At 68.6% G+C, this 20,052-nt stretch carries 17 protein-coding genes; 12 read left to right on the plus strand and 5 right to left on the minus strand.

Annotated features, from left to right (window positions below; genetic code table 11):
• Window positions 1–335: 335 nt before the first annotated feature.
• Both KUTG_RS60075 and KUTG_RS48855 read right to left on the minus strand, forming a co-directional pair.
• Window positions 336–497 carry a hypothetical protein gene (locus tag KUTG_RS60075; protein WP_157495351.1) on the minus strand — a complete coding sequence of 54 codons (162 nt, stop codon included), beginning with the start codon at window positions 495–497 and terminating at the stop codon, window positions 336–338.
• A 455-nt stretch (window positions 498–952) separates the two neighbouring features.
• A complete protein-coding gene (locus KUTG_RS48855; RefSeq protein ID WP_043726804.1) occupies window positions 953–1,201 on the minus strand; it encodes a hypothetical protein in 249 nt (82 codons plus the stop codon).
• A gap of 338 nt (window positions 1,202–1,539) precedes the next feature.
• Here KUTG_RS48855 and KUTG_RS54990 point away from each other — a divergent pair, with 338 nt between their 5' ends.
• The 10 genes from KUTG_RS54990 (at window position 1,540) to KUTG_RS48910 (ending at window position 16,388) form a co-directional block, all read left to right on the plus strand.
• Entirely contained in the window at window positions 1,540–2,199 is a 660-nt protein-coding gene (locus KUTG_RS54990) for a Crp/Fnr family transcriptional regulator (RefSeq protein WP_052396348.1), read from the plus strand.
• A 99-nt stretch (window positions 2,200–2,298) separates the two neighbouring features.
• The gene (locus KUTG_RS48865) at window positions 2,299–3,066 is read left to right on the plus strand and encodes a hypothetical protein (protein WP_157495353.1); all 768 of its coding nucleotides are present in this window, start codon (window positions 2,299–2,301) and stop codon (window positions 3,064–3,066) included.
• The gene (locus KUTG_RS48870; protein ID WP_043726806.1) at window positions 3,063–5,084 is read left to right on the plus strand and encodes a hypothetical protein; all 2,022 of its coding nucleotides are present in this window, start codon (window positions 3,063–3,065) and stop codon (window positions 5,082–5,084) included. Before KUTG_RS48865 ends, KUTG_RS48870 begins: the two co-directional genes overlap by 4 nt.
• 75 nt (window positions 5,085–5,159) lie before the next feature.
• Window positions 5,160–6,344, plus strand: coding sequence for a hypothetical protein (locus tag KUTG_RS48875; RefSeq protein ID WP_052396350.1), 1,185 nt, complete (start codon window positions 5,160–5,162; stop codon window positions 6,342–6,344).
• 1 nt (window position 6,345) lies between these two features.
• Window positions 6,346–6,870, plus strand: a complete 525-nt coding sequence (locus tag KUTG_RS48880; RefSeq protein WP_043726808.1) for a hypothetical protein — start codon at window positions 6,346–6,348, stop codon at window positions 6,868–6,870.
• Window positions 6,867–7,493 carry a hypothetical protein gene (locus KUTG_RS48885; protein WP_043726810.1) on the plus strand — a complete coding sequence of 209 codons (627 nt, stop codon included), beginning with the start codon at window positions 6,867–6,869 and terminating at the stop codon, window positions 7,491–7,493. The genes KUTG_RS48880 and KUTG_RS48885 overlap by 4 nt, the downstream gene beginning before the upstream one ends.
• A complete protein-coding gene (locus KUTG_RS48890; protein WP_052396351.1) occupies window positions 7,490–10,555 on the plus strand; it encodes a coiled-coil domain-containing protein in 3,066 nt (1,021 codons plus the stop codon). Before KUTG_RS48885 ends, KUTG_RS48890 begins: the two co-directional genes overlap by 4 nt.
• A complete protein-coding gene (locus KUTG_RS48895) occupies window positions 10,552–11,994 on the plus strand; it encodes a Wadjet anti-phage system protein JetD domain-containing protein (RefSeq protein ID WP_052396352.1) in 1,443 nt (480 codons plus the stop codon). Before KUTG_RS48890 ends, KUTG_RS48895 begins: the two co-directional genes overlap by 4 nt.
• Window positions 11,995–12,050: 56 nt before the next feature.
• The gene (locus tag KUTG_RS48900; protein WP_255361060.1) at window positions 12,051–14,933 is read left to right on the plus strand and encodes a DEAD/DEAH box helicase; all 2,883 of its coding nucleotides are present in this window, start codon (window positions 12,051–12,053) and stop codon (window positions 14,931–14,933) included.
• 384 nt (window positions 14,934–15,317) lie between these two features.
• Complete coding sequence (locus KUTG_RS48910) at window positions 15,318–16,388, plus strand: integrase core domain-containing protein (RefSeq protein ID WP_043733465.1); 1,071 nt, start codon at window positions 15,318–15,320, stop codon at window positions 16,386–16,388.
• On the opposite strand, the gene KUTG_RS60085 is transcribed toward KUTG_RS48910, so the two are convergent.
• Together KUTG_RS60085 and KUTG_RS48920 are read right to left on the minus strand one after the other, a co-directional pair.
• Complete coding sequence (locus tag KUTG_RS60085; protein WP_157495354.1) at window positions 16,385–16,750, minus strand: hypothetical protein; 366 nt, start codon at window positions 16,748–16,750, stop codon at window positions 16,385–16,387. The two genes, KUTG_RS48910 and KUTG_RS60085, sit on opposite strands and share 4 nt — an antisense overlap.
• A 74-nt stretch (window positions 16,751–16,824) precedes the next feature.
• The gene (locus tag KUTG_RS48920) at window positions 16,825–17,037 is read right to left on the minus strand and encodes a cupredoxin domain-containing protein (protein WP_043726815.1); all 213 of its coding nucleotides are present in this window, start codon (window positions 17,035–17,037) and stop codon (window positions 16,825–16,827) included.
• Between the two features lie 155 nt (window positions 17,038–17,192).
• On the opposite strand from KUTG_RS48920, the gene KUTG_RS48925 reads away from it, so the two are divergent.
• Together KUTG_RS48925 and KUTG_RS48930 are read left to right on the plus strand one after the other, a co-directional pair.
• Entirely contained in the window at window positions 17,193–17,567 is a 375-nt protein-coding gene (locus KUTG_RS48925) for a DUF488 domain-containing protein (RefSeq protein ID WP_043733467.1), read from the plus strand.
• A gap of 10 nt (window positions 17,568–17,577) precedes the next feature.
• A complete protein-coding gene (locus KUTG_RS48930) occupies window positions 17,578–18,735 on the plus strand; it encodes a tellurite resistance/C4-dicarboxylate transporter family protein (RefSeq protein WP_063753661.1) in 1,158 nt (385 codons plus the stop codon).
• Between the two features lie 78 nt (window positions 18,736–18,813).
• Here KUTG_RS48930 and KUTG_RS48935 read toward each other — a convergent pair whose 3' ends face one another.
• On the minus strand, window positions 18,814–20,052 hold the full coding sequence (locus tag KUTG_RS48935; RefSeq protein ID WP_043726817.1) for an NAD(P)/FAD-dependent oxidoreductase: 1,239 nt from the start codon (window positions 20,050–20,052) through the stop codon (window positions 18,814–18,816).

A 20,052-nucleotide genomic window follows, 5' to 3' on the forward strand; every position in this document is an offset into this window, starting at 1 on the left:
CCGCTCCTGTTTCGCTCCTATTTTGGGGCTCAGGCGGGGTTTCTGGTCCACTGTGGATGGTCGATGGAAGATCGTCGGCGGGCATGAAAAAGGCCCGCCTACCTGGGCGTTTGCCCTGGATCGGCGGACCTCCTTCGACCGTCGGGACGACAGGATTTGAACCTGCGACCCCTTGACCCCCAGTTGAAGACGGGGTCAACGGCGTGCTCGCGGCCGTTCTCCAAGCTCGGGTCCAACTGTACTTGCCGCAGTAAAGGAGTCTGCGATTCGGAGTCTTGATCATGGGCCGGAGTGGTGCTGGGATAGTTCGCCCAGCATGTGGACGCGTGTACGCGTCACGGTGACGTCTCGCGGTGCTGGGAGACCTGTCCGATCTGGGCCGACCGGTCGAGTGTGTTGACGTTGGCATGGATGTACTGCTGCTCGGCGTGGAACTTGTTGAGCCTCTCCCGGCGAACCCGCTGGATGGTATTAGCTCTGTTTCGAATGGTGGCCATTCGGTGCTCGGTACGTCGTCCCGGAGATGGATATGCGACCTTCGCGCCAGGAGAACTCTGTTTTATTGGTGCCGCTAGCTATGTCGGGCCAAATCTTCTCGGCTACCAGGATGTAGCAGACGCCAGATCCCACAACGCGGAACAGGGAATTCCTGCGGGCCTCGTCTTCCTTGGCGATCGGCCACCATGCCGACATTAGTTCCATAGTCGCCACGAACATTTCCTTGCTTGTCTTTGTCAACTGTGTCAAAGTGGCGATCGCCGCAGCCTCTCTGATTGGCGAGTTTGAGGTGAGTGCCTCGGCGGCCTGTAGGTAAGCCACTAGTGGCGATGTGCATTCATGATGCAGTGCTATGTTGCCATTGATCACTCGGCTCTGAATCACCGTGCTGACACTCTCGGCTGACACCTCGTTGTGCATATCTTGTAGTGTGCGGCACGCGATCTGTTATTGGTCAACGGTATTGGCGTGCCGCGTTGATGTGGGCCGGCTGGCCCGAGCGATGCGGGCGGTGGCGATCCGCGCGGACGTCGTCGCCGAACTGCGCCAGCCGGGCCGTCGAGTACTGACGCCCAGCGGCGAACGGGGAGTTCTCGAGCGCGGCCGCGGCCCAGTTGAAAACCTGTGCGACGGAAGGCGGTTGCGGCCCGACGGTTGCTACCAGGTCGGGGTCGATGCCCGGGTTCACGCTCTTGTCAGCCACGGCGGGTCGTCTCAGGGACGAACCGGTGCGCGGGCAACGTGTTCCCCTCCTTCGGATCGGCTGTGGCGAGTGACGGTGGCGTGTGCGCCTGTCGAGGGGGCCGGTGCGGCATCTGTCGTGAGCGTGCATGAAAGCAGCAATCTCACGTCCGCACTCCCGTATTTTCGGGACAAGGGCGGATAATCACCCTGCTGGAGTCGCTGTGGCGGCACACCATCGCTGGCTGCGACAGCCGTTGGTATGTCAAGGCTTCGTCCTTCGATCGAGTGGCAATAGGATGGATCGTCGGGACTTTTGGGTGACGTCGGAGTAGGCATCCGGCCATGCACGGTCACCGAGTGGGCATCACTTTTCGCCAGATACTGTCGCCTGGGCAGCAGCAACGGCTGCTCGGCGGCAAGTCCTCGACGCTGTTCCGTCCCCGCAGCGAGATCCTGCTGCAGGAAGACCGCTCCGAGCACGCCTACTACATCGTCCAAGGGCGGGTCGCCGCGGTGTACTCGCATCCCGACGGCCGCCAGCAGTTGGAGGCGGTGTTGGGGCCGGGCGACCTGGTCGGCGAGTTCCCGATGCTCGACTCGCAGCCGCGGTGCGCGACGGTCCGCGCGATCGACGCGTGCTCGGTGTATTCGCTGAGGGCGGGCGATTTCCTCCGGATCGGGGGCCCGCGGGTGCAATCGGAGCTGCTGGGCTCGTACGTGACGGGCAAGATTCGCGGGCGGCAGGTCCGGCCGTACGACATCATGCACCTCAAGGTGCCGGCGCGGCTGGCAATGTTACTGCTGATGTGCGTCGACGTGGCACGGACGCGGATGGGCGACCGGCTGACGCTGCCGTTGAGGCACGAAGACCTGGCCGTCTACCTGGGCGTGTCGAAGAGCAGCGTGGACGGCGCGATGCGAGGGCTGACCGGCCGGGGCCTGATCCGTAGCGAGCACCGCGCGGTTGTGGTGACGGACGTCGACGGGCTGCGCCGCTTCGTCGAACGCGCCGCGTAGTGACGCCCGTCACAGGGGCGCTCTCAGTTCTGTGCGCGGCGGTGCCGGCCGACCGGCACGCTGCCCAATAGGTGTCCGCCACGTCCAAGTGAGGTCGACATGTCAGGTGGTGACGCAGCAGCGCGCAGCAGGGGCCTGCCGCCGTTCCGCGCCGTGTTCGCGGTGGACACGATGTCCTTCGGGCGCAACACGGATCCCGTGCAACGTGAACTCGCGGACCAGTTGCCGTCGGTGGTTGCCCGTGCGTTCGACCAGGCCGGCGCGGAGGACGCCTGGCGAGACCGGCACTTCGTGCGCAACCCGGGCGACGGGTACTGGTTCTGTTGCTCGGCGAGCCATCTCCCGGTGCTGCTCGGTGTATTCGGTGCGCTCCAGGACTTGTTGCTGGGGATGGCCTTGGAGGACCGAGGCGGTCCGCGTATGCGACTGCGGGCCAGCCTGCACGTCGGGCCGATCGCCGACCCGGGCCGGTCGGGCGAGATCGTGGGCAACACTGTGATCACCGCGCACCGGCTGCTCGACGCTCAGCCGGCGCGGGACGCGCTGGAACGGTCCGACCCCGACCAGACCTTGCTGGTGGCGATGATCTCGGCGCCCGTCTACGACAGCGTGGTCGCGACCGGCCTCGGAGCTGTGCCGGCCGCGCGTTTTGCGGCCTGCACCGTCCAGGTGAAGGAATTGTCGGCCCAGGCCTACCTATACGTGCCGTGCCCGAGTGGCGACCTGTTGCGGGACGGCGTCGCCGGCAAGCCGTTGGCCCGGACCGACTCTACGGCCGGGGGGCTGGTGGTCACCGGCAGCGGCCAGGGCATCTACCAGCCGCTGGTGTTCGGGGACATCGTCAACGGCCCGGGGACCGCGCGATGACCGCGGACAATGCGCAATTCCCTTTCGCCACCGGGCAATCGGTGCACCGGCCGCTCGTCTTCGGCGACATCCGCAACGTCCAGCACGAACACCATGTGACCATCCCCGTGGGCGACCAGCCGACACGTGTCCCTCGCGTCACGGGCTTCATCGACCCGGATGTCGTCGCGGTGTCGGCGCGCCGGTTCGTCGAACCGCCCGGCCTGTACCGTCTGTTGCCGGTGCTCAAGCTGCGCAGGTACCTGATCCTGAGCGGCGAGCGTAAGTCCGGCCTCTGGACGGCGGGGCTGAACATGTTGGGGGAATGCGCATCCCTATGCGGCGTCGAGTTGCGGCCGAGGTCGGCCGTCGTCGACGAGCAGAGTTCGCTCGACGACCTGTTGGGTCGCGACGACCGCTCACATGCCGTCCTGCTCGACCTGACCGGCACTGACCCGGTCGCCGACTGCGCCGTGTTCGGCAGCGTGGCCGAGCAGCTGGTCCACTTCGGCGAGCAGCTGGCCCACTGCGAGAGTTTCTTGGTGGTGCTGGTGCCGGCTGAGGTGCACGCGTTGTTCAACGCCACGGTGCCGAAGTGCTGCCACCCACTGCCGGTGCCGGTCGCGACCGACGTCTTCCGCGAGCATCTGCGCACCGCAGGGTTCGCCGAGCACCGGATTGACGACTGGCTTTCCTTCGACGAGTTGCCGCCCCTGCTGAGGCGGGCGCTGCCCGGAGAGGTTGCCCGGATCACCGGGCTGATCGCCGGTATCGATCCTGCCGGCTCCCGGGGACCCGCGGTCCTGGGCGAGGACTTCAGCAACGCGGTTCGGGACTGGACCGTCCACTTGCGAGCAGAGTTCGATTCCGGGGACGAGGAATGGCGCGCCGCCACGACCATGGTGGCGTTGATCGAACACGCGCCATGCGAGGTCCTGTTCCGCGAACTGCGACGGTTCATGGCCATTCTCGGCGTGCCCGAGGTGGGCCGGTCCCGGCCGTTCGCTGGTCCCGGCGCCACTCGCAGACTGGCAGCGATCGGGGCGACCAGGACCTCCGACGACCGGGTGGAGTTCCACCGGCCGGCATTCGGCGCGGCGGTGCTGCGCTACGTCTGGCAGGAGTACCCGGAGAACCGCGAGCACCTGTTGCGATGGCTGGCCGACATCGAGCTCGGCCGGGGCACCGGCCTCTACGTGCGAGACGGCGAACGCCTGGTCAATCGGCTGGTCGAGCTGCTGTCCGGCGCGCGAGACGCCCGCACCGTGCTCCGTATCGCCGAGGCATGGGTGGCGCGGTCGCTGACTTGCGACTATCTCCTGCCGATGGTGGAGCGGCTGCTGGTCAAGGCGGCGACGAGCGGAGGTATCGGCTCCGCGGTGCGCAAGCGGCTCTATGACTGGGCGTACGTGGTGAACTCGGATGAGCTGTTGGCTGAAGTTGTCGCGCGGGTCTGTGGCGGTATCGGGGCCGAGTACGGCAACGTCGCGATGACGAGGCTGAGGCTGCTGGCCGGCTGGGGTGACCGGCGCGTCGGCGATGCGGTGGTGTCGGCCGTGTCGGCCGTCGCGCGGTGCTCCCCGGCCTTCGACTGCGTGCTGGAGCAGTTGGTCACCTGGATCGCCGACGCCGAGCCCACGCGTCGTCGCGTCGGCCTGGCCGCGTTCCGCACGATCACCGATCCGGCGACCCATCCCGAGTGCCTGCGCCTGGTTCGGCCGGCGGTGGAGGACGGCGGCAGTGATCGGGCCGTCGTCGCCGGGTGGCGGGCACTGCTCAAGCAGGCGAGCACCCAGGAGGTGCACCTGGCCGTCGTGGCGTGGCTCAACGCGGCCGCCGCCGACACCGAGCACCGGGAGGTGATGATCGACCTGCTCGCGGACGCGGCCGGCCAGGGGGCGGACGCGTTCGTCAAGGTCGGCTACGTCTGCTACCACTGGTCGTTGGCCGCCGCCGACGAGGCCCGGGACGCCGTGGTCGCCCTGCTCCGGCTGCGGCTGGACGAGGTCGATCCCATTGTCGCCACGCTCGCCGACTGACCCTCACGAAATCCCGTCACCCGATCCGCTCCGCCAACTGTGGTGGGCGGAGCCCTGTCCTGCCGAGGAGCCCGCGTGAGCACGGCTACCGAAAGCCCTTTCGCCGCACTGTTGAACAAGTGCCTTGCCCCGGTCACCACGCGGCAGGACGCGATGATCGCGGACTCGGAGACGCTGAACTGGGCGCGCGCGGTGTACGCCGCCTTCGGCGACCACGACGAGGGCGACGGCCTGACCAAGGAGGAGCTCACCCAGCACTGCGCCGGCGCCGGGCCCGGTCGGTTCGAGCCCCGCTTCGACCACTTCATGACCACCAAGATGCTGTCTACGGACAAGGCCGGCGGCCATCGGTACGTGCTGGACGACAGCAGTGCCGTGATGCTGTTGATCATCGAGCGGCTGCTGCGGGCCGACGGCGTGGCCGAGTTGATCATTTTGCTCGAGCGGACCCAGGAGGACCTGGCCCTCGGCCTGCTCAGCCGCCAGGAGGTGTCGGACCTGCTGGTGCTGATGCGGCAGAAGCTGTCGATCGAATGCCCTCGGCTGGAGCGGCTCAGCGCGAAACCGGTCGAGGATGTGCTCCGCTACCGCCGGCTGCGGCGCAACGGTGACGCCCTGGTGCCTCGGGCCAGGAAGCTGATCGACGTGGTGGCCTCGACGTTTCCGGAGTTGCACGGCCTGGGGACCCGGCTGATCGCCGAGGCGCAGCGGTACTCGCTGGCGGTCAGCGCGGTCGTCGACCGGATCGCCTCCTATGCCCGGGCTCGTCGCGACTTCAGTTTGCTCGCGCCCGGCCAGTACCTCGATGCCGTCCGGGCCGCCTCGGTCGACCAGTTGGCCGAGGTGTTCGCAAGCACCGTGTTCGACCGGCCGGAGCTGGAACTGCGGCCGGACGAGGTAGCCGTGGCCGCGGAGGAGTTCCGGCCGACGCCGAGCCGGGTCCGGCCGCCCCGCTCGATAGACCTGGGACCGCTGACCGATCCCATCGACCTGGTGCGGGACCGGGAGGAGCGGGTCAGGGGGACACGACGGCACCGGCTCGGCGAGTTGCTCGACGGCGAGCGGAGGGTCGACCTCACCCCGCTGCTGTTGGAGAAGGGCTGGCCCGGCGCGGTCGAATTGGTGGTCTGGTTGATGGCCGCGGTCGCCGACCGCAGCCTCGGCTGCCGGATCGAGTTGTCGGACCGGTTGTTGGTCGACAGCACGGCCACGGTCACCTACCTCACGCCCGTCCAGCTGGTCCGAAGCGGGGGAACGTGACGTGGACGAGACCGCGTACTGGTTGGCCCGGCTGCGGGCGACGCGCACCGCGCCGGAATTTGCCGTGCCGGACGCGGCGGAGCTGGTGAGGGTGGCCGAGCGGGCCGGCCGGGCGTTGGCCATCGCCGAAGACGGGGACCAGGTTCCGGTGCTGGTCCTGGGCGCGGCCGCCGACTTCCTGCCCGAGGACGGCGACGGGTTCACCCGCCCGGTGGCGACCGGCCCGGTGCGCCTGGTCATGGCCGTCTGTCTGCGCTGTTGCTGGCTCGACCCTGATCTGCCGATCTATCCGGGCCGGCCGACGACGGTCGGAGAGATCCAGGCCGTCCTCGCGGCGCTCGGCGAGTCGTACGACGCGCCACGGCTTGGCCGACCGCTCATGGCGTTGCGGGTCACCGGATATCTCCGCCGCGACGGCGATCTCATCCGGCTGGGGCCGAAGGTTGCGCTGTGGAGCACCTCTGAGCTGACCGCGTTGCGCCAACTACACGAGCTTTTGCCTGAACCGGATGGGAGGTTTCGATGACCACGACGGGGTTCGACGCGTTGCCCGAGGACGCCAAGGCCGAGGTCCGCACTGCGGTAGCCGCGCTTGAGGTCGCGGCGGCGCCGGTACCGCGCACGGCGTTTCGGGCGCTGGCCGACGAGACGCTGCATGGCGCGGTGGTGGAGCTGCTGGGCTCGCTGGGGCGGGTGCTGGTCGTGTCGGGACGCGGGTTCCTGTCCGGCTATGACGATCGCATCGCGAGCAGGCTCGCCGCCGAGGGCTTCGGTGTACTGCCAGAACGGCAGCGCGCCACGCTGGCGCTCGTGTTCGTCCTGTCCGTCGCGATTCCACGGGCCGAGGGTCGGATCGCCGCCGAGACGCCGTGGACGAAGGGGATTCCGGTGACCGTGCAGGACATGCGGGTGGGACCGCTGAACGAGTCCCGGGTCGAAACGGAGCTACGGGAGCTGGCACGGGCCGACCTGGTCGCGCGGGTCGACGGGGCGGTGCGCCTCGGGCCGCAGTTCGACCGGCTCACCGAGCGGGCCCTCAAGGACCTGTTCGACGAGCTGATCCTGTTCGCCGAACCGGACGGCGACGCCGCCCGGAAGATCCGCCGGGACCGCGAGGTCCGCCGAGCACAGGAGCGTGACCAGCGATGAGCGAGAGCAACGGCGGCGACAACGGGATCGATCGCGGGGTGATCGGCGACCGGGAGCTGCTGGCGGTGCAGACGTTCGACATCGCCCGCCTCACCAACCATCCGGTGCCGATCGTGCCGAACACCTTCGTCGCCGTGTCCGGGCAGGGACCGCGGGGCGACTCCAACGGCTCCGGCAAGACGACATTCCTGGCGGCGGTGTCGTTGCTGCTCGCGGACCCCCAGTGGGGCCTGTTGACCAACGGCGGCCGGCCGGCCGCGGGACTGTTGTTCAAGCCGGCCCCGGCCGGTATCGACCTCGCCCAGCGCATTCCACCGGCGGCCCAGGGCTTTGTCGTTGGCGTGTTCGCCGAGCAGGACGATCCCGAGTCCACGGCGCGCACGATCTGGATCCGGATCGAGCCCACCACACCCCATGTGCAAGTCCGCTGGGCGGACGGCGCGCATCTGATCGCCGCCGGCGACGACGACGAGCGCGACCGCCAAGCGCCGCTGAAGTGGCGCGCCCTCAAGCGAAACGGCACGATCTCGGCGCGCCAGTTCGCGGAGGTCTGCTTCGGGGACGCCCCGCGCTGCCTGAGCTACCTCGACACCTCCCTGCGACCGCCCGCGCCGTCACTGCTCAGCCACCAGCTGACCGAGATGGAGCCGCACGAGATCGGCGCCGCGCTGATCTCCCTGTCCGGCGCGAAGCACCTGATCGACCAGGAACGCCGAGACCGGGCGGCGCTGCTGGCTCAGCGCCGCGCGCTGGCCGAGAGCGAGGCCGCCGACCGCGAGAACCGCCGCGAGGAGGAGACGCGACTGTCGGAAGTCCGGGCCAGGAACAAGTCCCGGTCGATGCTGGACAAGGCCGACCGCAGCTGGCAGGTGTTCCTGGCCAAGCGCTACCTCCACGTGCTCGCCCGCGACGAGGACCTCGCGGAGCGGCTGCGAGAACTTGACGCGCAACGGCTGCCGCTGGCTGAAGATCTACGGGACAAAGGGGGCGAGCGGGACGCCCTGGCAGCCGAACGGGATTGCGTGTCGTTGGCTGAGCGAACCCTGGCGGAGTGGGAGGTCGCCAAAGAGAGCCTGGCCAGCGCTCGTGACGAGCGAGCGGTCTTGGCGGCCGGCCGCGCCCAACTGGCCGACCGCCGTGCGCAGTGTCGGGCTCGGGCCACCGGCTGGACCAAGGAATCCGTTGCCAAGGCACAGAACAACAAAGAGGATGCGGAGCGGCTGCACGTCGCCGCGCTCGTGCGGGTCGCCTCGGCCACCGCTGCGGTGGAGGAAGCCGCCGCCGTGCTCATGGCCGCTGAACAAGGCCTGGGTGGCTCGGCGGGCCAGCTCACGGCCGCGCTCAACGCCGCCGGCTGCTCGGCGGCGCCGTTGTTCGATGCCGTCACTGTCGACGAGGCGCAGCGCGCGCACTGGGAGCCGCGGCTGTGGCCGTGGCGTGATGCGGTGGTCGTGGCCGGCGGCGTCGAGGACGTCGCCAGCGTCGCGGCCGAGTTCCCGGGCGCACTGCTCGTCACCGAGGACGAGGAACCGATCGCCAGCCCGGCCGGCATCGGCTGCCGCTTCGCGATCGGCGGCTTCCTGCGGACGCTGTCCGAACGCTGGACACCGGAGGATTCCGAACGCTGGGTCCACGACGACGGGCAGCGGACCACGGTGTTCGGCGGCTTCGCGGGGCCGGTCGCCGGGCGAGAGGCACTGGTCACCCGACTACGAGGCGAGCTCGACCAGAAGACTGCGGCCCAGCGGACCGCGGCGGAAGGCCAGCAGGCGGCCGCATCCGCGCTCGCCGTCGCGATCACGCGATACGATGCCGCCGTCGCGGCCGCCGAGTTGACGGCAATCGCTGCTCAGGACGCGGATCTCGCCGCCAGACTGTCCGATGTGGACGCCCGGATCATCGCTCGGGAAACCGCAGAGCGGGAGAAGTTCGGGCTGTGGCGGCAGGCGCAGGACATCGCCGACCAGTACCAGTACCGCACGCTGCTCGCCGAGAGCAAAGTCGAACAAGCCCAGCAGGCTCTAGATACGCATGACGAGCGCATGGCGGCCGTCAAGCAGGACCGGGTGGCCCTGGACGTCGAACGTTGGCGTGTGCTGTGGCCGACCGGCCGTGACGGAGCGGACCACCAGTTGCACGCCGAACCCGGCTTCGCCGACCGCAAGGCCGAGTCGCTCGGCACGGAGACGATGCGCCGCATCTACGACGCCTTCGAGGCCTGCGAGTTCACTCCGGACAGTGAACAGACCCCGGCCGACATGCGGCGGGCATTCACACTTCTGGCCCGCCTTGAAGGCCAGCTCGGCCTGGCGAAGGTGCCGACCGTCACCTTCGCGGACGTCACGTCCACCCTGTCCAAGCAGCTGGAAGACACCGACGCGCACGACCGCCGGGTGCTGACGACGATCGACGAGGAGCAGGCCAAGCGCCGGCGCTACAACGAACATCTGCGCGAGGAGGTGGACGGGCGCGAGGCCACGGTGCGCAATCTCCAAGCTATGATCGGCCGGTCGATCGAAGGGACCCTCGACCAGGTCTCGCAGGCATTCAATCGGCTCGACCTGGACAACGGCGGCTTCGGCGCGGACCTCGTCGTGCACGGTCCGCCACCGGCCGACGACGGCGTCTGGCGCTGGGAGGTCACGCCGCGCTGGCGGCGTTCCCAGCGCGGCGGCCTGGTCTCGTATCAGGTGATCGCCAACGGCGCCCAGGTCAAGGTGCACGCCGTGCAGCTGGTGCTCGCCGCGCTGCTCGCCGACACCAGCACCCAGGGACGCGTGCTCGTGCTCGACGAACTGGGCAACAGCCTCGGCGACGTCAACCGCAAGGACATCCTGCGAGTGCTGAAGACCGTCGCCGAGGAACGGCGGGTGACGGTGCTGGGCACCTGCCAGGACAGCGTCCTGCTCGACGCGTCCGAGGTGTGCGGTGAGTTGCTGTGGTTCAACCACGCCCACGAGTACGACACGTTCAACCGGCCCACCCGGGCCTGGGGATTCGACGACCAGTCCCGCCGCGTGGAGCTCACCGCCCCGGCCCTGCGGGCAGGGAGGACCTCATGAGCTTCTGGGACCAGCACGGCGACGACGCCTACACAGAGGCCGACGACGACACCCCGGTCAGCTGTCCACTGCTGGTCGGCGAGGCGCAGGGCCGAACGCGGTGGCCATTGCCGGGACTGCCAACGGGAATCGCCGCCTACACGGTGCCCAAGAAGACCGAGGCGGGTCCGGTCGTGCCGAAGGATCGGCGCCAGCGCCCCAATCCTCGGCGGGTGGACCTGGTGGTCGAGGTGATGGACGGCTCGTTCCAGCTGCCGGCGGGATTCAGCACGAGCCAGCTGAAGTGGGTGCTCACCATGCCGTCGCGGCGACAGTGGCGCGGTGTGCTCTCCAAGTTCGGGGATTCGGCCTGGGACAAGGCGATCCAGCTGGCCCGGGCCGGCGTCGTGGTGGTGGAGTGCGCTACCGAGGGCTTCGGCTACCAGCCGGTCGGCATCCGGCTGACGGCGGCCTGGCAGGAGGTCGCCGCCGACGCGGTGGCCGACCTCACCGGGTGGCGGCCGCCGGCCGAGGTCCGAGCCGAGCTGATCGCCCTCATGGAGTCCGTGCCCGACCTGGCAGCCGAACGAGCGCTGTTGGCCCGACAGCATCTGGATGATCCGTTGTGTGTCCCGGAGGGCTCGAAGTCCGGCGCGACGCGATGGTCGGTCCACGAGGCCGCGATCCGTGCGGTCTGTGCCCGACACGGCCTTCAGGTCGAGGGCGTGACGCCGACCGAGGCCAAGGTCGCCGCCGAGGCGTTCCACAACTCCCACGGCTGGACCGGTGCCCGACGGACCGCGTTCGCGAACCTCGTGAACCTTCCGTTCGCACTCGCGGTGCGAGAACCGTTCGTCGCGGTGCTGCTACGCGGCCCGGTCGTCTGGCGGATCGGCGGCGTCGTGGCCGACGCTCGCGCCTGCGTGCCGTTCGTCGGCGTGCCGGCCAACAGCCTCGACGTCATCGGCGTGCTCGACCCGACGCGCGTGCGCGGCGTGCTCGTCATCGAGAACCGGGACACGTTCCAGGATGTCTGCTGGCAGGAGGACATCATCGACCGCTGGCTGTGCGTGTGGGGACGCGGCTACTCGCCCAACGCCGTGATCACCGTCGTCAAGGCGATGGGGTCGCTGCCGGTCGCCGGCTGGGCCGACCTGGACGCCGACGGCGTCGGGATCATCGCCAATCTCGTGAAACGCCTCGGCCATCCGATCCGCACCGTCGGCATGGACGCGACGCTCTGGCTCGCTGCCAAGAAACGCCGTCAGACGCCGACGGCACAGCAGCGAGGCCGCCGGCTGGCCGAGGACCTGGCCGTTGACGGCCCGGAGTCGCTGCGCGACCTCGCCGCCCTTGTGGCACCGGACGGGGACGGGACGGAACAGGAGCTGATCAGCAAGCACGTGGTGCCCGAACTCGACCGCATCCTTACCGAGTTCGAGGAAGGAGCAGGTCCGTGAGCGGCTATTTCCGTCGGTACAGCCGGTTGGTGCGCCTGCCTCGCGGCAGATCGTTGGTGCGGAACACACCCTACGCCGGGGAAGGTCTGCGTCGGGCGCAGCGCGGCGCAGTGCACGCCGTGTGCGGGCACTTTGCGACCTCGATGGCGCCGGCACTTGTCGCGATGCCCACGGGCAGCGGCAAAACCGCCGTGATGACCATCCTTGCGTTCGAACTGGAGGCCGCGCGGGTGCTGGTCGTGGCCCCGTCCAAGGTGCTGCGCGAGCAACTCGCCGACGAATTCCGGTCGCTCAAAGTGATTCGAGACCGCGAAGTGTTCCCGCCCGACCGACCACTGCCGAAAGTGGCGGTGCTGGAACACAAAGCTGACGCGCAGGTGTGGGCCAGTCTTGGTGATCACGATGTCGTTGTCGGCACGATCAACGCGGTGTCCCCGGTGCTGGCCGACGTCGCCGCGCCGCCTGCCGGCACGTTCGATCTGATCATCATCGACGAGGGACACCACACCGCGGCACCCAGCTACCGGGCGCTGCTGGACGCATTCCCGGATGTGCCGGTGGTGCTGTTCACCGCCACGCCGTTCCGGCGGGACCGGCAGCACCTGCCGGCCGAACTTGTCTTCAACTATGGGCTCTCCCAGGCATTGGCCGAAGGCGTGCTCGCACCGATCGACTTCGTGCCGATCGACGTCGCGTCCCAGGCCACCCCCGCCCAGCAGGATATCGCGCTGGTCGAGGCGGCCCGCGGTCTGCTTGCGACAGTCGAACACACCGCGGCCGGTACGTGCGTCATCGCCCGTACCAGCACCATCGCGCACGCCGAGCAACTCGTCGAGCGCTATCGCGAGGCCGGCCTGGAGATGGGTTTTATCTCGGCCGGCACGTCGGCATCGGAGGCCAGGGCCGTCCTGGACCGGCTCAGGGCCGGCGAACTGGCCGGCCTGATCAGTGTCGGCGTCCTCGGTGAGGGCTTCGACTTCCCCCGCTTGAAGATCGGGGTCTACCACCGTCGACACGCCAGCCTCCCGGCGACGCTCCAGTTCCTGGGCCGGATCGCCCGCGTGTTGCCCGGCGGACCACGGGCCTGCCTGGTCGCGGTCAGAGAGGAGGTCAACGACGAAACCCGCGAGCTCTACGCCAGCGATGTCGCCTGGGCCGAGTTGGTGCCTGCCCTTGCTGACGCGGCCGTCGCCGCCGAGGGCAGGCGGCGGTCCTACGTGCTGAACTTCGACACCACTCTGTCGCAGCCACTGAGCCTGTCCGCGTTGCGCCCCAGCAAGAACGTCCAGGTGTTCCAGCTGCCGGAGGACAGCGCTCTTGACCTGCGGACACCGGTTGCCGGTATCGCCCGCGGCATCGTGACCGACTGGGGGATCGACGACGAGGGCCGGCTCGCCGTGTTCATCACCCAGCATCTCGACCGTCCGGATTGGATCGCGTCCGACGCCCTGGACGGCATCCGGCCGGAGCTGCACGTGGTGGTGCTGGACAAGGAAAAGCGCCTCGCGTTTGTCTACGGTACAACCGACCACACCATCGGCTGCCTTCTCCGCGCACTCGGCGAGGAGCGGCCCCTCCTGGTGAACCCCGCCTGGCTGGACCGAGTCATGGCGGCACGAACGTTGTACGGATACCACGCGATCGGCATGCGCAGCACCAGGGGCGCGGGCGGCAGGCTCGCCGGCTACCGGCAGGTCTCGGGCACCGATGTCGGCCGCGCAGTGCTGCCGTCGGAGGCCCGTTCCTATGGTGCCACCCACGTGAACGCGAGTGTGCCCGGCGACATCGACGAACCGGGCGGCGCACGGCGCAGCTCACTTGGCATCGCCTACGCCCGTGGCAAGGTCTTCAGCCCGACTCGGCTGGATCTGCTGGCCTTCCGGACCTGGTGCGACGAGCTGGCGGACGTGATGACCGCCAGCTCCATCGCGGCGCCGGCCGGCCTGCCCGGCCTCGACCTGCCCAGCCCACGACTGCTCGAGGCGTTCCCCGCACACCCGTACCTGGTCACGGTGGATCCTCTGCTGCTGGGGCAGGGGATCCGGGTCGGTGACGCCAGGACCGGCGCGTGGTACGAGATCGAACGCCTCGAGCTCCTGGTCGACAGTCATTCGGCGTGGGCGTTGCAGCTGGTCGGCAACATCGATGGGCAGCCGTGGTGGCACGGGGTCCTCACCACTGACGGTGCCGTGCATTCCAACGACAGCAACATCCTCGTGGATGTCGGCGCGGGCGAGCCAGTGTCTCCTCTGGCCGGCGTGCTGCAGCGCACCGCGACATCGGTGTTCTTCGCCGATGGCGCCAGCACGATCGGCGGCCAGGTCTACCGCCGCCGCGTGGACGGCTATCCGGACCTGCAGCCACAGGTCGTGCGGAGCCTCGGGTTCGACCACGTCGACATCAGGGCGGAGGCCAAGAACCCTCGCCGCGGCAAGATCACCATCAAGGAGTACATTGTGGCGTGGCTCGCCCGCGATCCCGATGTCGAGTTCGTGATCGACGACGACCGGGCCGGAGAGACCGCCGACCTGGTTGTGATCCACCGCCCGGATAGCCGGGGAATACGCCGGATCTGGCTGTACCACTTGAAGTTCTCCTCGAAGCCCAAGCCTGGCCGTCGGCTCGGCGACCTGTACGAGGTCTTTGGCCAAGCCGGCCGCAGCGCGCGCTGGCTGCACGCCGCGCAGCTGGCCCGGCGGCTGCTGGACCGTCTCCGGACCGGCAGCAAGGTCGCGCACGGCGATCCCGACCAAGTCCAGCAGCTGCTGGCTGACATGGTCGCTGGCTGCGTGGCCGTCGACTGGGGGATCGCCGTCGTGCAGCCGGGCCTGGTGGCCGCGGCGGTCAACGCCAAGGCGACAATCAAGGTGATGGTCACCGAGCTGCGCGAGTTGGCGTTGCAGGTGGATGCCGACTTCGTGGTCATAGGTCACGAATGAGAACCGTGCTGCGTCGCCACGACGTCCGCCACGAGTTGGAGCAGGTCGACTGCCTCTGCTTCGAGCGGGCCGCGTGGTCCGTCGTCGCTTGCACTGGTTCGCTTCCCTACACGGGTATCGACCTTGTTCCTTTGCTGAACGTGATGTTGGGCTGCTGGCGATCGGAGCGGTACCGCTCGTCGGCACTCGATTAGGGTGGTCCCGGCGTGGGAAGACCTCGAGAGTGGTTTCTGTCGCACGTGCTCCATGCGACAGAAACCACGTTCGCAGGTCTTGCTTTGCTCAGTCGGCCATGGACGCAGCGTCCAGAAAGTCCCTGTCCTGGTCGGAAACTCGGTCGGTAGCCTTGACCTGCTGTTTGTTGTGTTCGTTGATCGGTGGTCCGTGGCTGTTCGGCTGCTGTACGTGATCTTGGTCCAGGTGTTGTCCTGGCTGACGCTGCTGGCTCGGGGCTCAGCCTCCAAGGACGCGGAGATACTTGCGTTGCGCCACGAGGTCGCGGTGCTGCGCCGTATCAACCCTCGCCCACGACTGGATTGGGCTGATCGGGCAGTGCTCGCGGCTCTATCCAGCCTCCTATCGAAATCCCTGCGGGGCTGCCGTATCGTCACGCCCGCGACGTTCCTGCGGTGGCATCGCCGGCTCGTGGCCGGGAAGTGGCGTCAGCCGAAACCGCCGGGCCGTCCGCCCATCAGCGACGAGATCACCATGATGATTGTGCGCCTGGCGACGGAGAACCGGACCTGGGGTGTGGTCCGTATTCAGGGCGAGCTGCGGCGGCTCGGGCACCGCATCGCCGCCTCGACCATCCGCCGGATCGTGCGCGGCTACCGGATACCGCCGCCGGCCAGCCGCGGCGACACGTGGCGGACGTTCCTGCGCGCCCAAGCCGACGGTCTTCTCGCGATTGACTTCCTCCACGTCGACACTGTCAAACTCAAGCGCCTGTACGCGGCGTTCGTCATCGAGCACCGCACCCGCCGTGTGCACCTGCTCGGCGTCACCGACCACCCGACCGGAGCCTGGGCAGCCCAACTGGCCCGTAACCTCGCTGCGGATCTTGACGACGCCGGACGCCGTTTCACCCATCTGATCCGTGACCGGGACGCCACATTCACTGCGGCCTTCGACGCGGCGTTCGCCTCGATTGGCGTCCGCGTGGTCCTCACCGCACCGCAGGCACCGCGGATGAACGCGATCGCCGAACGCTGGATCTGCTCGCTCCGACGCGAATGCATCGACCGGCTGCTCATCACCGGCCGCAGCCACCTCTGCCACGTGCTGGAGGCGTACGTCGAGCACTACAACGCCGGCCGTAGCCACCAAGGCCACGACGTTGGACTACGAGCACCTGATGACGACCCGAACGTGATCCCACTGCCCACCCCAGTGGACCGGATCAAGCGCACACGACGCCTCGCAGGACTGCTCAACGACTATCAGCCAGCCGTCTAAAAGCCCAGTTCACAGCCGGTGACAGCATTTTCGACCAGGACACCCTGGACATCGTCACCCTCGCGAGGGAAGCGGGGCTCAAGCGCAACAAGCTGACGCACAAGCACACCGACCTCAAAGACCTCTTCTATGCCGAACGCAAGGCCCGCAATGGCATCCCCGACAACGAGATCGCACTGCGGGCGGAGATCACCACCCTCAAGAATACGATCAAGAACCTGCGGGAGGAGCGCGACGAGTATCGGGTCGCGAGCGAAACGTTCGCCCGAGCCATGAACCTGCTCACCATCGAGAACGCCAACCTCCACAAAGAGATCGACAAGACACAGTCCTCCACCGTCAGGCCGCTCCCATCCCGACACTGATCCTTTTCGTGTGCCCAGCAGACATGTTCCCCCGACTGGAGCACGGCGTTCTCGGTAGTCTGGGTGGCGGGCTATGGGTCGGCGATGAGGCTGCCCATGGCGCCGCGTTCGGCGTCGGCGAGCCGGTGGGTGGTGATCGTGTAGGTGCCGGGCTGGGTGAGGGTCAGTTCGGCGAAGCCGCCCTCGGCGGGTTGCAGGTCAAGTTCCTGGGCGCTTGGTGTGCCGGATAACCGGAGTGGGTCGTGTCGGGCGAGAGGTCGGATCCGGCACGTCTGCCAGGTCACGCCGCATCGCTGGCTCCCGTCGCTCTGTGGTTCGCGCACTCTCACCTGAGCATGTTTTTACAAGTGTATTCAAGTAAACTCGGATTGGGGGAGGCGGCCGCTGGCGGGTTGTCGACGGCCGCGGTTCCCCGGCACACCGAAACGTGGAGCAGGCCATGGACACGCACATCACCTACCGCAGGGTTTACGACGAGCCGTCGCCGTCGGACGGGACGCGGGTGCTGGTCGACCGCGTCTGGCCCCGAGGGATGCGCAAGGAGAACGCGCACCTGGACGAGTGGCTGCGCGAGATCGCCCCCTCCACCGAACTGCGTCAGTGGTACGGACACGTGCCCGACCGGTTCGCCGAGTTCAGCCGCCGGTACCTGGCCGAACTGAACGAGCCGGCACGGCAGGAGGCCGCTCGCCACCTTCGCCATCTCGCCCATGGGCACGACCTGACCCTGCTCACCGCTACTCGCGATGTCGACCACAGCCAGGCGGCCGTCCTCGCACGGTGGCTGAGCGGAGATGCGAAGTCGTCGACGTGACGCCGTCGAGATGACCGCACGGGCACCGGAGCCGTTGCCACAGCGGGAGGTCAGGCGGTCGCGATGGTCCGCGGTCCTGCGTGACCTCAACCCGGGCGTGTTCGCGTTCGTCATGGCCACCGGCATCGTGTCCACCGCGCTGCGCAACGACAACCTGCTGGCCGCGTCCGACATCCTGTTGCTGATCGGCGTGGCCGGATACATCGCGCTGATCGCCACCTTCGGGTGGCGCTTGCTGTCCTGGCGGCGGCGCTTGCTGGCCGATCTGGTCAGCCCACGCGGGTTCGCATTCCTCACCTTCGTCGCCGCGTCGAACGTGCTGGCCAGCCGGCTGGCCGCCGACGGGCAGCGATGGCCTGCGGCCGTTCTGCTGGCGATCGGCGTGCTGAGCTGGCTGGTGCTGGGCTACGGCGTGCCGCTGGGGCTGATCGCCGATCCGCGCCGGCACCCGACCTTGAGCCAGGTCAACGGCACCTGGTTCATCTGGGTGGTCGGCACCGAGTCCATCGCCGTCGCCGCCGCATCGCTTCCGCCGTTCGGCCCGGTCGCCGCGGTAGTGGTGTTCGCGTCGGTGTGCTGGGCGATCGGGCTGATGCTGTACCTGCTGCTGGCCGCGCTCGGCCTGGCTCGCCTGCTGACCCAGCCGGTGCGATCGGCGGAGCTGATTCCGCCGTACTGGGTGTTCATGGGTGCCGCGGCGATCACGGTGCTGGCCGGCGCGCGGCTGCTCGGCCTGCCCGATGTCGCCCGACTGCTGCCGCACGACGTCATCGCGGGCGTGTCCATGGTGTTGTGGTCGTTCTGCACCTGGCTGATCCCGCTGCTGCTGGCCCTGGGCGTGTGGCGGCATCTGGTGCGCCGGGTGTCGCTGCGCTACGAAAGCGGCCTGTGGAGCATGGTCTTCCCGCACGGCATGTACGGCGTGGCCAGCGACCAACTGGGGTCACGCCACCGACACGCGATGGCTGAGCGCACTGGGCGGCGGCGAGGCGTGGGTGGCGTTCGCCGTGTGGGTTGTCGTGTTCGTGGCCATGCTGGCCGCGGGCGTCGCCGCGTCATCGGGTGCTCGACCGGCGCGCTATGGCGACGCGGACCAGGCTCCCGAGCCGGGTGGGTCGGCGACGGCGAGGTGAGCACGGCGGAACGGGACGCCGATGTCGGCGAGTGATGCACCCGCACCGACGCCCCGACATAAGAGCGGGTGATCGGTGCCGGCCGTGGTCTCCGTCCGGCATTCGATCCGTGGTTATGGCGCCGGCGCCAGGTCGGCCAGCGGGACGGTGGGGTCGGCGAGTCGGGTGGTGTCGACCGGGGTTCGGGCACGGATCAGGGCTTGGATGGTGTCGGTGACGTCCCAGATGTTGACGTTCATGCCGGCCAGCACACGCCGTTCGCGGAGCCAGAACGCGATGAACTCGCGCCTCTGCAGATCACCGCGGACCACGACCTGGTCGTAGCCGTCGGTTTCGGTGTAGCCGGTGTATTCCATGCCCAGGTCGTACTGGTCGGTGTAGAAATACGGCAGGGCGTCGAACCGGGCGTCCTGGCCGAGCATGGCCACGGCGGCGGTGGCGGGCTGGTTAAGGGCGTTGGCCCAGTGCTCGACCCGGATGTGTCGACCGAGCAGCGGGTGATAGGCGCGAGCCACATCGCCGGCCGCGAAGATGTCGGGGTCAGAGGTGCGCAGCGACGCGTCCACGACGATCCCGTCGGTGACCTCCAGTCCCGCGTCGGCGGCGAGTTGGGTGTTGGGGGTCGCGCCCACGCCGACGAGCACGGCGTCGGCCTCGACGGCTGTGCCATCGGCCAAGCGCAGCCCAGTCACCGCGCCGCCCGCGCTGGTGATCTCCTCGACGCCCACGCCCAAGCGCAGGTCGACGTCGTGGCCACGGTGCAGGTCGGCGAACATCGGCGCGATCTGCGGGCCGAGGACGCGCAGCAGCGGCAGGGACGCGACCTCGACGACCGTGACGGCGACGTCGGCGGCGCGGGCGGCGGAGGCCACCTCCAGTCCGATCCACCCGGCGCCGATGATCGCGATCCGGGACACCGTGCGCAGCACCTCGCGCAGCCGGTCGCAGTCCTCGACGTGCCGCAGGTAGTGCACCTGTTCGGCGTTGGCACCCGGTAGCGGCAGGCGGCGCGGGGAGGCGCCGGTGGCGATCAGCAGCTTGTCGTAGCGCACTCGTTCGCCGCCGTCGAGGACGACCTCATGCCGGTCGCGGTCGATGGCGTGGACGGTGGTGCCCAGCCGCAGGTCGACATCGTGGCCTGCATACCAGCCCGGCTGGTGGACGAAGATCGTGTTCCGCTCGACCTTGCCCTGCAGGTAGTCCTTGGACAGTGGCGGTCGCTCGTAGGGTCGCGACGTTTCGTCACCGATGAGGGTGATGCGCCCGTCGATTTCCTGGTCGCGCAGGGCCTCGGCGGCTTTGGCGCCGGCCAGGCCAGCCCCGATGATCACGAATGCCTGTTGTGCCGACAT

The sequence above is a fragment of the Kutzneria sp. 744 genome, assembly GCF_000568255.1.
Lineage (GTDB): Bacteria > Actinomycetota > Actinomycetes > Mycobacteriales > Pseudonocardiaceae > Kutzneria.